At 52.8% G+C, this 13,796-nt stretch carries 12 protein-coding genes; 4 read left to right on the top strand and 8 right to left on the bottom strand.

The annotated features are described in order from the left end of the window. Positions 1 to 47: 47 nt before the first annotated feature. The 7 genes from rny to TREPR_RS05095 form a co-directional block, all read right to left on the bottom strand. Positions 48 to 1,577 carry a ribonuclease Y gene (rny, locus tag TREPR_RS05065; protein WP_015707223.1) on the bottom strand — a complete coding sequence of 510 codons (1,530 nt, stop codon included), beginning with the start codon at positions 1,575 to 1,577 and terminating at the stop codon, positions 48 to 50. A gap of 113 nt (positions 1,578 to 1,690) precedes the next feature. After that, positions 1,691 to 2,671 (bottom strand): ABC transporter ATP-binding protein, encoded by a 981-nt coding sequence (locus TREPR_RS05070; RefSeq protein ID WP_015707224.1) that lies wholly within the window; start codon positions 2,669 to 2,671, stop codon positions 1,691 to 1,693. Further along, positions 2,664 to 3,698, bottom strand: a complete 1,035-nt coding sequence (locus tag TREPR_RS05075) for an ABC transporter ATP-binding protein (protein WP_015707225.1) — start codon at positions 3,696 to 3,698, stop codon at positions 2,664 to 2,666. Before TREPR_RS05075 ends, TREPR_RS05070 begins: the two co-directional genes overlap by 8 nt. Before the next feature lie 9 nt (positions 3,699 to 3,707). Next, positions 3,708 to 4,619, bottom strand: coding sequence for an ABC transporter permease (locus tag TREPR_RS05080; RefSeq protein WP_015707226.1), 912 nt, complete (start codon positions 4,617 to 4,619; stop codon positions 3,708 to 3,710). After that, the gene (locus TREPR_RS05085) at positions 4,612 to 5,583 is read right to left on the bottom strand and encodes an ABC transporter permease (RefSeq protein ID WP_015707227.1); all 972 of its coding nucleotides are present in this window, start codon (positions 5,581 to 5,583) and stop codon (positions 4,612 to 4,614) included. The genes TREPR_RS05080 and TREPR_RS05085 overlap by 8 nt, the downstream gene beginning before the upstream one ends. A 111-nt stretch (positions 5,584 to 5,694) precedes the next feature. Continuing rightward, the gene (locus tag TREPR_RS05090) at positions 5,695 to 7,308 is read right to left on the bottom strand and encodes an ABC transporter substrate-binding protein (RefSeq protein ID WP_052299698.1); all 1,614 of its coding nucleotides are present in this window, start codon (positions 7,306 to 7,308) and stop codon (positions 5,695 to 5,697) included. Positions 7,309 to 7,631: 323 nt separating this feature from the next. Beyond that, positions 7,632 to 9,248, bottom strand: a complete 1,617-nt coding sequence (locus TREPR_RS05095; protein WP_015707229.1) for an ABC transporter substrate-binding protein — start codon at positions 9,246 to 9,248, stop codon at positions 7,632 to 7,634. Between the two features lie 148 nt (positions 9,249 to 9,396). On the opposite strand from TREPR_RS05095, the gene TREPR_RS05100 reads away from it, so the two are divergent. The 4 genes from TREPR_RS05100 to TREPR_RS05115 are packed head-to-tail and all read left to right on the top strand — an operon-like array spanning position 9,397 to position 12,307. Beyond that, positions 9,397 to 9,765: a hypothetical protein gene (locus TREPR_RS05100; RefSeq protein ID WP_015707230.1), complete on the top strand. Its 369-nt coding sequence runs from the start codon at positions 9,397 to 9,399 to the stop codon at positions 9,763 to 9,765. 27 nt (positions 9,766 to 9,792) lie between these two features. After that, entirely contained in the window at positions 9,793 to 10,158 is a 366-nt protein-coding gene (locus TREPR_RS05105) for a hypothetical protein (RefSeq protein ID WP_015707231.1), read from the top strand. A gap of 12 nt (positions 10,159 to 10,170) precedes the next feature. Continuing rightward, positions 10,171 to 11,169 carry an aldo/keto reductase gene (locus TREPR_RS05110; RefSeq protein WP_015707232.1) on the top strand — a complete coding sequence of 333 codons (999 nt, stop codon included), beginning with the start codon at positions 10,171 to 10,173 and terminating at the stop codon, positions 11,167 to 11,169. 25 nt (positions 11,170 to 11,194) lie between these two features. Then, positions 11,195 to 12,307, top strand: a complete 1,113-nt coding sequence (locus TREPR_RS05115; protein WP_015707233.1) for an aminopeptidase — start codon at positions 11,195 to 11,197, stop codon at positions 12,305 to 12,307. On the opposite strand, the gene TREPR_RS05120 is transcribed toward TREPR_RS05115, so the two are convergent. After that, positions 12,300 to 13,754 (bottom strand): Sapep family Mn(2+)-dependent dipeptidase, encoded by a 1,455-nt coding sequence (locus tag TREPR_RS05120; protein WP_015707234.1) that lies wholly within the window; start codon positions 13,752 to 13,754, stop codon positions 12,300 to 12,302. The genes TREPR_RS05115 and TREPR_RS05120 overlap by 8 nt on opposite strands. Positions 13,755 to 13,796: the final 42 nt, after the last annotated feature.

A 13,796-nucleotide genomic window follows, 5' to 3' on the forward strand; every position in this document is an offset into this window, starting at 1 on the left:
TGGGAAAAGGGTAACCTGGCCGCCGCATAGCAGCGGCCGGGTTAAGTTTATCTCGCGTATTCGGTGATTCTGGTTTCCCTGATAATCGTTACTTTGATCCTGCCCGGATAGCGCAGATCGTTTTCGATTTTCTTTGCTATCTGTTTGGCCAGATCCCGGGACTCTTCGTCGTTCACCGCCTCGTTATTGACGATGATCCGCAGCTCCCTTCCCGCCTGGATGGCAAATGCCTTATCCACCCCGGTAAAGCCCGTGGCGATATTCTCCAGGTTTTCCAGACGCTTGACATAGTTGTCCAGGGTTTCCCGCCGGGCCCCGGGCCGGGCCGCGGAGATGGCATCGGCGATCTGGACCAGTACCGATTCAATACAGGAGGGCTCTATATCGTTGTGATGGCTCCCGATGGCGTTGATGATCCGGGGGTCCTCCCCCATCTTCCGGGCCATGTCCATGCCGATTTCCGCGTGGTTCAGGTCCGAGTCGCTTTCAATACCCTTGCCAATGTCGTGGAGCAGGGCCCCCCGCTTGGCTAGTTCCCGGTTGGCGCCGATTTCTGCGGCCAAGATGCCCGCGATAATCGCCACTTCCTTGGAATGGTAGAGCACGTTCTGGCCGTAGCTGGTGCGGAAATAGAGCCGCCCCAGGGTGCGGATCGCTTCCTGGTTGATGTTGTGGATACCCAGGTCAAAGAGGACCTTTTCGCCCTCCTCGAAGATTTTCTGGGAAATGTCTTTGGTTACCTTGGTGACAATTTCCTCGATCCGTGCGGGATGGATACGCCCGTCGGTGATGAGCCGTTCCAGGGCGATCTTGGCAATTTCCCGGCGCACCGGGTCAAAGCAGGAGATAACCACCGCCTCCGGGGTATCGTCGATGATGATATCCACCCCGGTCATGGTCTCCAGGGTACGGATATTCCGCCCCTCCCGCCCGATAATACGGCCCTTCATCTCGTCGTTGGGAAGGGTCACGGTGGCTACGGTTACCTCGCCGGTAACTTCCGTAGACAGGCGCTGGATAGTGGCGATCAGCACATCCCGAGCCTTCTTTTCCGCGGAAAGGTTGGCTTCCTGCTCGATCTTGTTGATCAGCCCCTGGGCGTCATGCTTAGCCTCGCTCTCCAGATCCTGGATAATCAAGGCCTTCGCTTCATCCACCGTGAGGCCGGAAATTCGTTCCAGCTCTGCCCGGTACCGTTCCTCTTCCATGCCCAGAGCATTATCCCGTTCCTGCAAATCCCGCTCTTTATCCGTCAGGACCTGTTCCGTCTTCTCTATCTGGGCCGTTTTTTTATCTATAGTCTCTTCTTTCTGCAAGACACGTCTCTCGTATCTTTGCAGCTCTGCCCTGCGTTCCCGAGTCTCCCTTTCCAGCTGGTTACGATCGCGTATAACTTGTTCTTTTGCTTCAAGAAGTATTTCCTTCTTTTTAGCGTCAGCTTCCTTTATAGCATCCTGTTTTATACGTTCGGCGCGTTGCTCCGATGCCGTAAGTTGAAATCTGGCATACAGCCATCTTATAGTCCAGCCTAAGGTTAACCCGGCAAGAGGGAGGATAATCCAAATTATCCAGTTCATTGCTTCACCCCTTACCGATGTGCATTAATTCACAGTACCATATTATAATAGAGGAAGATGGCGTGTCAAGGGGTCGGTATGACGGTTGCTTACTATCCCTGGAAGGGCCAGTCCTAGGGGCTATATAGGAAGCAGGCCACCTGGTGGTTTCCTTCCACGGTTTGTAAGGCTGGAACGGAGTTTTTGCAGCGTTCCATAGCATTGGGGCATCGGGAAGCTAGGGCGCAGCCCACTTTGCGGCCTATGGGACTGGGGATGTCCCCCTGGAGTTTGATTTTTTCCCGTTTTTCGAAGGGGCTTTCCGGGGGTATCGCCGAAAGAAGGGCCCTGGTATAGGGATGGAGGGGGTTTTTATAGATCCCCCCGGCCTCGCAGAGTTCCACAAGCTTCCCCAGATACATGATGGCGATCCGGTTGCTGATATACTTGATAACGCTCAGGTCATGGGAGATAAAAATATAGGAAAACCCCATTTCCTGCTGGAGTTCCTTAAAAAGATTAAGGATCTGGGCCTGGATGGAAAGGTCCAGGGCGGAGACCGGTTCGTCGCAAACCAGGATTTTGGGATTCAGGGACAGGGCCCGGGCAATATTGAGGCGCTGCCGCTGGCCTCCGGAAAATTCATGGGGGTAGCGTATGGAATACTGTTCGTCCAGGCCCACCTTTTTCATGTACCGGCGGACCTCCTGGATCCGCTGTTTGGGGTCCGTTACGGTTTTGTGGATCACCATAGATTCCCCCACAATTTCCTCGGCGGTTTTCTTTGGGTTCAGGGAGGAGTAGGGGTCCTGAAAGACCATCTGGATGTCCCGGCGCATTTCCTTCAGGGCATGGCCCCGAATGGCGGCGATATTGGTTCCGCCGTAGTAAATTTCCCCCTCCTCAGGCTGATAGAGCCGCACAATACAGCGCCCCAGGGTTGATTTTCCACATCCTGATTCTCCAATAATACCCAGGGTCTCCCCGGGATACAGATCCAGGGATATATCATCCAGGGCGTAAAGGTATTCGGCCTGTCCAAAAGGACCAGCGTTGCGGAGCCGGAATCGTTTTCCCAGGTGTTTAATACTTAAAATCGGTGGATCCTTATCCATTAACTCTTTCCTTCTTTTTTAGCCGTTCCATGTCGGATTCTTTCAACTGCTGTTGTGGCAACTGCCGATGGCAGGCCACCCAATGGCCATCCTCAATTTCCTGCAATTCCGGCACTTCCTGGGTGCAGCGGGGGATGGCGTAGGGACAACGGTTATGGAAATTGCAGTACTGCCCGGTTAACCGGAGATCCGGCGGGGTCCCTTCAATAGTATTGAGTTTTTCATTCTGATCCGCCGACAGTCGGGGGATGGAATCCAGAAGCCCCCAGGTATAGGGGTGGAGGGGGTTTTTGTAGAGTTCCCCGGTTTCGGCATGTTCCACGGTTTTGCCTGCGTACATGACCATCACGTCGTGGCACATCTCCCAGACTACCCCAATATTGTGGGTGATGAGTATGATGGATGTTCCCGCTTCTTCTTGGAGCCGGCGCAGAAGTTCCAGTACCTGATCCTGGACGGTTACATCCAGGGCAGTGGTGGGTTCATCGGCGATAACGAGCTTGGCCCGGTTGCAGAGGGCCATGGCGATGATGACCCGCTGGCACATTCCCCCGGAAAGTTCGTATGGGTAGGCGGACATACGGCTTTTGGGATTGGGTATCCCCACATCGGCCAGGGCTTTTACCGCCATGGCATAGGCTTCCTTCCGGGTCTTATCCTGATGGGCGCAGATGGTTTCTATCATCTGAAACCCTACTGTAAATACCGGGTCCAGGGAGGTCATGGGGTTTTGAAAAATAAAAGAAATATCCTTGCCCCGAAAATCCCGCATCCGTTTCTTGTCAAACTGGAGAACATCGGCGCCTTCAAAAAGAATACGGCCTTCCACGATACGCCCTGTGGGGGGGAGGAGCTTAATCAGGGAAAAGGCGGTAATACTCTTGCCGCATCCCGATTCCCCCACGATCCCCAGGGTTCGCCCTTCTTCAATGGAAAAGCTGACCCCGTCCACCGCCTTGGCAGTACCACTGGAAAGGAAGAAATAAGTTTTGAGATTATCTACGGTGAGTACTTTTTTACGTTCCATACCCGCCCCCTACCGTTTCATCTTGGGGTCCAGCACATCCCGGACTCCGTCACCAAAAAGATTAAAGCCAATCACCGTAATGAGGATGAACACCCCCGCAATGGTGGCAATATGGGGGGATGAATTCAGGCATCCCCGGCCGGCCCGGAGTATATTCCCCCAGGACGCGGTGGGGGCCACGATGCCCAGCCCCAGGAAGCTCAGGGCCGATTCGGAGATGATGGCGCTGGCAATATGCAGGGTGGCGTATACGATAATCTGAGGCAGGGCGTTGGGCAGAATGTGTACCAAGGCCAGCCGTATATCCGAGGCCCCCAGGACCCGCTCGGCGTTACAGTATTCTTCATTTTTCAGGATGCTGAACTGTCCCCTGACCACCCGGGCAAAGCCGGGGATGGTTCCTATGCCAATGGCGAGGATCACATTAAAGAGCCCTGACCCTAGGACGGTGATGAGCAGAATGGACAACAGTATATAGGGGAAAGCCGAAAGGCCGTCCATGATTCGCATGAGTATCGAATCCACGGCCCCTCCGATATAACCCGCCAGGATCCCTACCAGGGTTCCCAGGAGACCTCCGAGGAGTATACTCCCCAGGGATACCACAATGGACACCCGGGCGCCGTAGAGAATACGGCTAAAAAGGTCCCGGCCATAGTCGTCGGTACCGAAGATGTGGCCGTGCTGCCCCGGTTTAAGGAAGGGGTTGATCAGGTCAATTTTATTGGGGTCGTAGGAACTTAAAATTGGCGCCAGGATTGCCAGAAGGAGGATGGCCACAATAATCCCAAACCCCAGAAGGGCCACCCGGTTCCGGCAAAATTTATGGACAAAATCGTTCTGCCGCCGTTCCCGGCGGATAATTTCATTGTACGCCGCAAGTCGGGAGGCGCTATCTTGGGTATCCGGTATATCAGCCATTGGCTTTCCCCCATAACATGGTTTCCGCTGCAAATTTAGGGTTCACCAACATATAGATCAGGTCCGTGAGGAGGTTTACCAACACAAAGGCAATGGCAATTACCATCACTGTCCCCTGAATGAGGGCATAATCCCGGTTGTTAATGGCGTTGGCGATCATGGTGCCCATCCCGGGCCAGGAGAAAATGTTCTCCGTGAGTACCGCCCCGGAAAAAGCCCCGGCAAGCTGCATCCCCACCACGGTCACAATGGGGGGCAGAGCGTTTTTCAGGGTATGCCGCCAGAGCAGGGTTCCTTCTTTGAGTCCCCGGGCCCGGATGGACCGGATAGATTCGCTGCCCAGGGCTTCGATTACACTGGAACGGGTTACCCGGACAAAAGAGGCCAGGGGTACCAGGGTAAGGGTGATACAGGGCAGCGCCAGGTGCCGCAACAGTTCACCCAGGCCATCTACACTGCCGGACATGCCGAAGGTGGGGAGCCAGCCCAGATTCACGCTGAACACCAGGACCAGCATAAGCCCCACCCAGAACACCGGCAGGGAAACTCCCACCAGGGACAGCAGGGTCAGGATATAATCCAGGGTTGAAGACTGCCGGGACGCCGTGGTCACCCCGATGGCAATCCCCCCGATGGTGGCAATGATCAGGCTGGTGAGGGTCAGGAGCAAGGTATTGGGGATACGTTCGGCAATAATCGTCCCCACCGGGCGGTTATAAAAATAAGACCGCCCAAAATCCCCCTGGATGATATTTTTTAAGTACCGGATATACTGGACAAACATACTGTCATTCAGCCCCATCTCTTCCCGGATAAGCTCCATCATCTGAGGGCTCGCCTGGTCCCCCACCATGGCGGTAACCGGGTCCCCGGGAACCATCCGAGTAAGTATAAAGGTCAGGGTTACCACAATAAAAAGGGTGGGGAAAACCTGTAGGGTTCTACGGATAATGAATTTGATCATGTAACAGCCTTTTATAAGGAAGAACCGCAGGAGAGCTTGTTCCGGCATCTGCCGAAGCATTGATAAAATCAGCTCCCCTGTGGCTTTCCCTTATATAAAACAAGGTAGAAGTTAGTTAGCTATGGAAAGGTTGATATATCCCGGTTCGCCCTGGATGCCCTTGGTGACATCCAGTATTGCCGCCCACTGTTCCACATTTTTTACCCGGTTGGTGACACCCCAGGTCAGTTTTTCGTTGGCATAGAAGATCCCCACATTTTCGGGAACCACCTGTTCAAGGATCTCATGGTAAAGCTGGATACGCTTGGTCCGATCGGGGATCGCCACTGCTAAGGCGATTTTTGCGTCAATGGCTGGGTTGGAATAACCCCAAGGGTTATAGTTTCCCCCAATTTTGTCGGTGGAGAAGAAATAGCCCAGGGAGGTGGCGGGATCCGAGGTGCAACCCTGGCTCCCAGCTTGAAGTTCAAAGCTGCCGGTCTGGAGTATTTCCATATATACCGCCTGCTCAGTGGTAACGGGAACCAGCTCCACATTGAGAGCATCCTTCCACAGGGCCTGGAGTATGGTTACCGCCCGTTCCGCATTCCCGGTACCTACATAATTGATGGTTACTTTGAACCCGTTGGGATAACCCGCTTCGGCTAGCAGGGCCTTGGCAGCGGTGGGATTATAAGCGGGAACCAGTGCTTCCAGCGCCTTATCGTAACCCCAGCTGTTATTAGGCAGGGGCAGCTTCTGCACAGTTCCTTCATTATATCGGAATACCCCCTTGGCCAAGGTATCGTAGTCGGTGGCTTGAATCAAAGCCTTCCGTACCCGAGGATCGCTTAGGGGACCCTTGGCCCGGGTGTTAAAGCCTATCAGGTTGACCCGGAAGGCGGGGTTTTGGTATAGGGTCAGACTACTATTGTCTTTCACTGTCTGAATAGTTTCACCTACCACATTGAGGTCCACATCAATTTCCCCTGTGCGGAGGGCGTTAACCCGCTGTGCTGTGTCACTGATGATATAATATTCAACCCGTTCAATATTGGCCTTGGTCCCCCAGTATTTTTCGTTCCGCACCATGGTGGACTTTTGATCCGGAATATGGCTTTCCAGGATATAGGGGCCGGTACCGATAAAGTGGGTGGCAAAGTCCTGCCCCCAGCCTTCCTGTTCCTCCGGGGGGAAAATCGTATTGGTGGTACTGGTAAGGTTATAAAGGAAATTTGCATCGGGCACATTCAGGTGGCAAGTAACCTGGTAGGGACCGGTTACTTCCACTTCCCCTAACATATAGAGGTAATTGGAGAAATATCCCTTGGCCCGATTCAAGCAATAGACCACATCTGCAGGGGCCAACTCGCGGCCGTTCTGGAATTTTCCGGGGTGGTAAAGAACCCCTTTACGCAGGTTAAACACATAGGTTTTGCCATCTTCGCTGATTGTCCAATCGGTAGCCAAGTCGGGGAAGAAGTCAGACCGGCCCTTATTATTCCGTACCAGGGTATCCCCCAGTTGGCCGATAACATTATCCGCTGCGGTGCTATCCAAATAGAGAGGGTCCAGGGTTTTGACACTTCGGTTCAAGGAAACACGCAGGGTATTATCCGCCCGGGGAGTTCCACCGGCTTGAGATTTTCCGCCTCCGTAGACGGAACCGACGCCACCGGCCAATAGCAGGGCCAGAGCCAGGCCCGCTACAAGGGGTCTGGCTGCACAAAGTAAACTTTTTTTCATAAAATCCATCCTTTTTCATATCGAGAAAAATTTTTATAGCACCTTTGATAAATCTTATAAAACACATAAGAATTGTAGGTAGCCAATAGGTGGATAATAATCAATCCAAAATAATTTGTCAACAATTATTTTTAAAAAAGGAGTTTATTAAGCGGCAACTATTTATTCTTTAATAAAAAGGGTAGGGAAAACCTGTAGGGTTCTGCGGATAATGAATTTGATCATGTAACAGCCTTATAACAGGAAAGAACCGCCGGATATCCGGGTTTTTGACAAAAAGTCCCGGGCGTCCGGCGGTTTCCCATACCAGAAATGGATAGAAGCTAGTTGCTTATGGAAAGGTTAATATACCCCGGCTGGCCCTGGGTTCCCTTGCATATATCCATCACCGAAGAAGACCACTGTTCCACGTTCTTAACCCGGTTGGCCACACCCCAGGTTTGTTTTTCGTTGGCGAAGAAGATACCCACGTTTTCAGGTACCACTTGCTCAAGGATTTCATGATAAATCTGGATACGCTTTGCCCTATCTGGGGTGGCCACCGCCGCCGCAACCTTGGCGTCAATTTCGGGCTTAGAGAAGCGCCAGGGGTTATAATTACCTCCAATCTTATCAGTAGAATAGAAATACCCCAGGGAGGTGGCGGGGTCTGCGGTACAACCCTGGCCGCCTGCCATGATTTCAAAGTTGCCGGTATTGAGAATTTCCATATATACCGCCTGTTCCGAGGTACTGGGAACTAACTCCACATTCAGGGCTTCCTTCCACATAGCCTGGAGTATGGTAACCGCTCGTTCCCGGTTTGCGGTGGCCACATAGTTGATGGTTACCTTAAACCCGTTGGGGTAGCCCGCCTGAGCCAGCAGGGCCTTGGCTCCCGCCACATCATAGGAGGGGACCAGCCGTTCCAGGGACTTATCATAGCCCCAGCTATTAATAGGAAGGGGAAGTTTCTGGGCATCACCTTCGTTATAGCGGAACACTCCCTTAGACAGGGTTTCGTAATCCGTGGCCTTGATCAGAGCCTGGCGAACCCGGTTGTCACTGAGGGGTCCTTTGGACTGGGTGTTAAAACCCACCAGGTTAATCCGGTAAGCCGGGGTTTGGTACAGGGTCAGTCGATCACTGTCGATTACGGTTTGGATGGAATCCCCCACCAGGGCTACATCAACGTCGATCTCTCCAGTCCTGAGGGCATTAGTCCTCTGGGCGGTATCGGTGATGATATGGTATTCAACCCGGTCGATATTGGGTTTGGTCCCATAGTAGTTATCGTTCCTTACCAATATAGTCCGCTGATCCGGGGTATGGGTTTCCAACTTAAAAGGTCCGGTTCCGATAAAATGATTGGCAAATTCCGCGCCCCAGCCATCGACCTCTTCTTTGGGGATGATGATGTTGGAATTACTGGTCAGATTATACAAAAAGGTCGCATCGGGCACATTCAGGTGGCATGTAACCTGGAAGGGGCCGGTAGCCTCCACAGGGCCCAGCATATAGAGATAATTGGAGAAATATCCCTTGGCCCGGTTCAAGGAATAAACCACATCCTGGGCGTTTAGCTGCCGGCCATTTTGGTATTTTCCCGCATGAAAATACACATCCTGACGAAGATTGAACACATAGGTTATACCGTCGGCGCTGATGGTCCAATCGGTGGCCAGGCTCGGATAAAATTGTGATTGAGTCGCATCATTCCGGACCAGGGTATCCCCTATCTGCTGGATCACATTATCCGCTGCAACGCTATCCAAATAGAGGGGGTCCAGGGTTTTAACACTCCGAGACAGGGCAATACGCAGGGTATTATCCACCCGGGGGGTTCCTCCGGCTTGAGAATTTCCGCCTCCGTAGGCGGAACCGACGCCACCGGCCAATAGCAGGGCCAGAGCCAGGCCCGTTACAAGGGGTCTGGCTGCACAAAGTAAACTTTTCTTCATAAATCCATCCTTTTTCATATCGAGAAAAATTTTTATAGCACCCTTGACAAATCTTATAAATTACTTAAGAATTGTAGGTGACCAATATTTGGATAATAATCAATCGAAAATAATTAGTCAACAATTTTTTTAAAAAGGAGTTTATTAAGTGGCAACTATTTATTCTTTAACCACCCTAGAACTGGATGAATCCCAAAAAAAAGCCCTGGTGGATGAGCTAACTTCGGCCTTGGGCCAGATATACACCAAGGGCTTGTCCCTGTATTTCACCAAGGTAAAACCCGAGGACACCATAGGGGATGCGAAAAACCAGCTTCTCTTCTTTGTCTGCGTCCCCCCCTATATTACCCTGGAGAAAAAACGGCTTACCATTAAGATCCTCAATGATGCGGCGATTCGGGGGGCGGGGTATAAGGGGAAGCTCAAGGTGATAGTTCTCTTTCAGTACCATGATGATGACGGGGTGGGCAAAGACGGCCTCCTCTTTGCGGATGCGAAGGCCGCAGCCCATAACTAAGAAAAATTAATTTTTAAGGAGATACATATGGCAACTATTTTAGCAACCACGGCTCTGGAATTGAGCCCGGAAAAAAAGAAAGAGGTCATTGCGGCCTTGGGCGTATCAATTGGGGAGGTTTTTAAAACCTATTCCCTTTATTTCCAGCAGCTATCCCGGGAAAATGTGGCCGGCGCGGCGGTGGATCAAACCACCTTTTACGTTTTTGTCCCCCCTTATATGGAGGTGGATCGCCGGCGGACCCTGATCAAAAAGCTCCATGACACCATGGTGGCCCAGGTGGGCAATAAGGGGGATCTGAAAAACATTGTAATCTTCAAATACCATGATGATGAGGCATGCGGCGTAGACGGGATATTACGGTCCGACGCCAAGGCTGCAGCGGCCAAATAAAGAACCCTATATATGAAAACAATGAGTATAGGCAATTCGGGGCTTACAGCCTCGGTGCTCACCCTGGGAACCTGGTCCATCGGGGGCGGAGACTGGTGGCAAAATAACGACGATGAGGCTTCTATTAAGACCATACATCGGGCTCTGGAACTGGGGATCAACCTTATTGATACCGCCCCCATCTACGGCCTGGGTCACAGCGAGGAAGTGGTAGGGAAGGCCCTGGCCGGAGGGAAACGGGACAAAGCCCTGATCGCCACTAAGGGGACCTTCCAGTGGGACACCGAAGTGGGCCGCTATGTCTACGATGTGGATGGTCACCGGGTCTTTGTGGACCACAGTTATGGGACCATCATTAAGGATTGTGAAGACAGCCTAAAACGGCTGGGAACCGATTATATCGACATCTACTACCTCCACAACCCTGCCAGGGATACGGTAAAGTACCCTGTGGCGGATACGGTTCGGGCTCTTCAGGACCTGAAAAAACAGGGAAAGATCCGGGCCATCGGCCTTTCCAATGTCCAGGTGGAACATATCGAAAGCCATATTGCTGCGGGCTGTGAGTTGGATATAGTCCAGCGGAGGTACAGCCTCCTGGAGTCGGATGTAGAGAAGGATATACTCCCGCTTTGTGAAAAGCACGGGCTTTCCCTCCATGCATATACCCCCCTGGAACGGGGCATCCTGACCGGCACGGTAAAAGCGGATCAGGTTCCCCCGAAGGGGGATGCCCGGGATGGACAGTTTTGGTGGAAATCGGAAAACCTGCCCGACGCGGTCGAATTTGTCCGTAATCTGGGGGACCTTTGCGAAAAAAACCATTGTTCACCCATGGAGCTGGCCATTGCCTATCTGCGTAGCAAGCCCTTGGTGAATGTGATCTGCGGCGCCCGCCGGCCTGCCCAGATTGAGGTGGATGTGCCTGCTGCTGAACTGGTCCTGGCCCCTGAGGATGTGGCGGAAATCCGCCGCCGTGTCGGGGTACTCAAGGCCAAACACCCTGTTTAAGCGGTCTTTTTTTAAGGAGTAGCCCATGCATGATCCCCGGATTAAGGCCATTGCCAAAACGGCGGTTAACTTTTCGGTCTCCCTGCAAAGGGGAGAGAAGCTTCTTATCGATATAACGGACGGCGCTGAGGATTTTGCCCTGGCCCTGGTTGAGGCCGCCCATGAGGCCGGGGGGTTCCCCTATGTAAACCTCCAGACCAGCCGCTTGAACCGGGCTTTAATTCTGGATGGCAGCGAGGAATCCTGGGCAGCCTGGTACGAATACGAGCGGGTCCGAATGGAGGACATGGATGCCTACATTACGGTCCGCCGGAATGATAATCCCGCAGAACTTTCGGATGTGCCTGGGGAAAAGCTGGCCCTCTACAACAAGTACTATGGCAAACTCCACTATGGTATCAGGCTGCCTAAAACTAAATGGTGTGTCCTGCGCTACCCCAATTCCGCCATGGCCCAGGCCGCAGGGATGAGCTTTGAAGCCTTTGAGGACTTTTTTTTCCGGGCCTGCGGGGTGGACTACGCCAAAATGAACGAAGTGGTCCGTCCCCTGGTGGAACTGGTAAAGCGGACCGACCGGGTACGGATCATTGCCCCGGGGACGGACATTAGCTTTTCTATTAAGGACCAGGGGCCCAAGGACCCCATCTGCGGAATTTTTAACATACCCTGTGGTGAAGTGGGTTTCCCGGTAATCCCCGATTCAGTGAACGGCGTGATTGCCTACAATGTGCCATCCCTATTCCAGGGCTTTATGTTCCAGGATATCCGGTTCCGCTTTGAAGGGGGCCGCATTGTGGAAGCCTCCTCCAATGATACCGGGCGGATTAACCGCGTCCTGGATACTGACGAAAACGCCCGGCGCATTGGAGAGTTTGCCATGAGCTTTAACCCCCATGTTACCCGGCCTATCTTTGATACCCTCTTTGACGAAAAGATGGTCAAATCCATCCACTTTACCCCTGGCAACAGCCCCATCAACCCCTCAGGAATCCACTGGGACATTGTGCAGTCCCAGGATGCCAAGGATGGGGGCGGCGAGATATGGTTCGATGGAGTACTGATCCGCAAGGATGGCCTTTTTGTGCTCCAGGATCTGGAGAACATCAACCCCGAAAAAATATTTCCCTTGATTAGCTAAGCAGTTCATCCAGTTTCAGTATAGCCTGGACATAAATATGGATGGCCTCCTCCAGGGAGGCAACGGAAACTGCCTCGTTCACCTGATGGGCCTTCCCCTCCAGGGGCCCGAAGGGGGAGGGGATGTCCCTTCTTTCAGGGCCATAGCCCACCGCCCGGGGCAGCCTGCGGGCATGGGTACCCCCGCCCATGACAAAGGGCTTTAGGTCAGTGCCCAAATGGCGGTTTGCAATATCGTTTAAGGCTATTACCAGGGGATCATCCGCCGGGGTATAGCAAGGGGGGCGATTGTGAATTTTTTCCAGGGTATAGCCGTAGGCCGCTCCTCTTTGCCGCAGCCGTTCCACCAGTTCTTCCTGGGGGCTTGTAATGGCATAGCGCACATTAATCCCGATGATAAGTTTGCCCTCCCTGGTTGCCCCAGTACTGCCCACATGGGTGGTCTTCCCGGATAATTCGTCTTCAAAGGCAATATTGAGGCCTTCGCCGTAATAGTCCGCAAAGGAATCCGCCACAAAGGTCAGGGCAGGAACGGCGTCGCCCTGGGCCAGATTTGCTTTGAGGATACCCGCCGCCAGCTTTTGAAGGGCGTTTACCGAATTTTCCGGAAACGCTGCGTGGCCGCTGATCCCCCGGGCGCTTATCCGCACCAAAGCTCCTCCCGGTTGCCCGCTTCCTTCAAGGGCCTCCACAGTAAAATCGGATCCCAACACCGCCCGGGCTTCTTCGGCGCCGATACCACGTAATTCCACAGAGGCATAGTTAGGTACCATGTTGGACACGGTCCCTCCCTCAAATCGTACCAGATTTCCCTCCCCCAGATTGGCGACAAAATCGGCGGTAAGTATGCCCTTCTCCCCGTTGCAAACAGGAAAACTGCTATCCGAGACCAGCCCAAAGGCTGGCGGGTTATCCACTTCGAGAAAATGGGCTATATCCTGCATTCCCGCCTCTTCGTTACAGCCAAAAAAAGCATAAAGCCCGTGTTTAAGAACTATGCCCTGGTCCTGTAAAAATTTGAGGGTATAGAGCACTGCTACTGCGGGCCCCTTATTGTCCGTAGCCCCCCGGCCTATAATAAACCCATCCTGCTCCCGCCCTTCAAAGGGCGATCCTGTCCATCCGTCTCCCGGGGGCACCACATCAAGATGGGAAAAAAACCCGATGGAATTGGAGGAAAGCCGCTCAGCGGTATCTTTTCCATAAAGGGCGCCGATGCCATAATAATCGTAGGATTTTACCCCTAATCCATGTTTGCGAATGAGCCCTTCCATACTATCCACTACGGCGCCGCAGGGTTCCCCAAAGGGGTATTTCCCGTTTGGGGCGGCGGATATACTGGGAATCCGTACCAGGGTCTTAATGTCTTCTATCAATTCGCGCCGTTTATTTAGTATCCATGTATCCAACGCCCCGTCTAATTCTTCTCCGGTCTTCGATCTATTCATGGTTTTCGCGCCTCCACTGCATTGACAATTGTATAAAAAAAG

This window comes from Treponema primitia ZAS-2 (assembly GCF_000214375.1).
Lineage (GTDB): Bacteria > Spirochaetota > Spirochaetia > Treponematales > Breznakiellaceae > Termitinema > Termitinema primitia.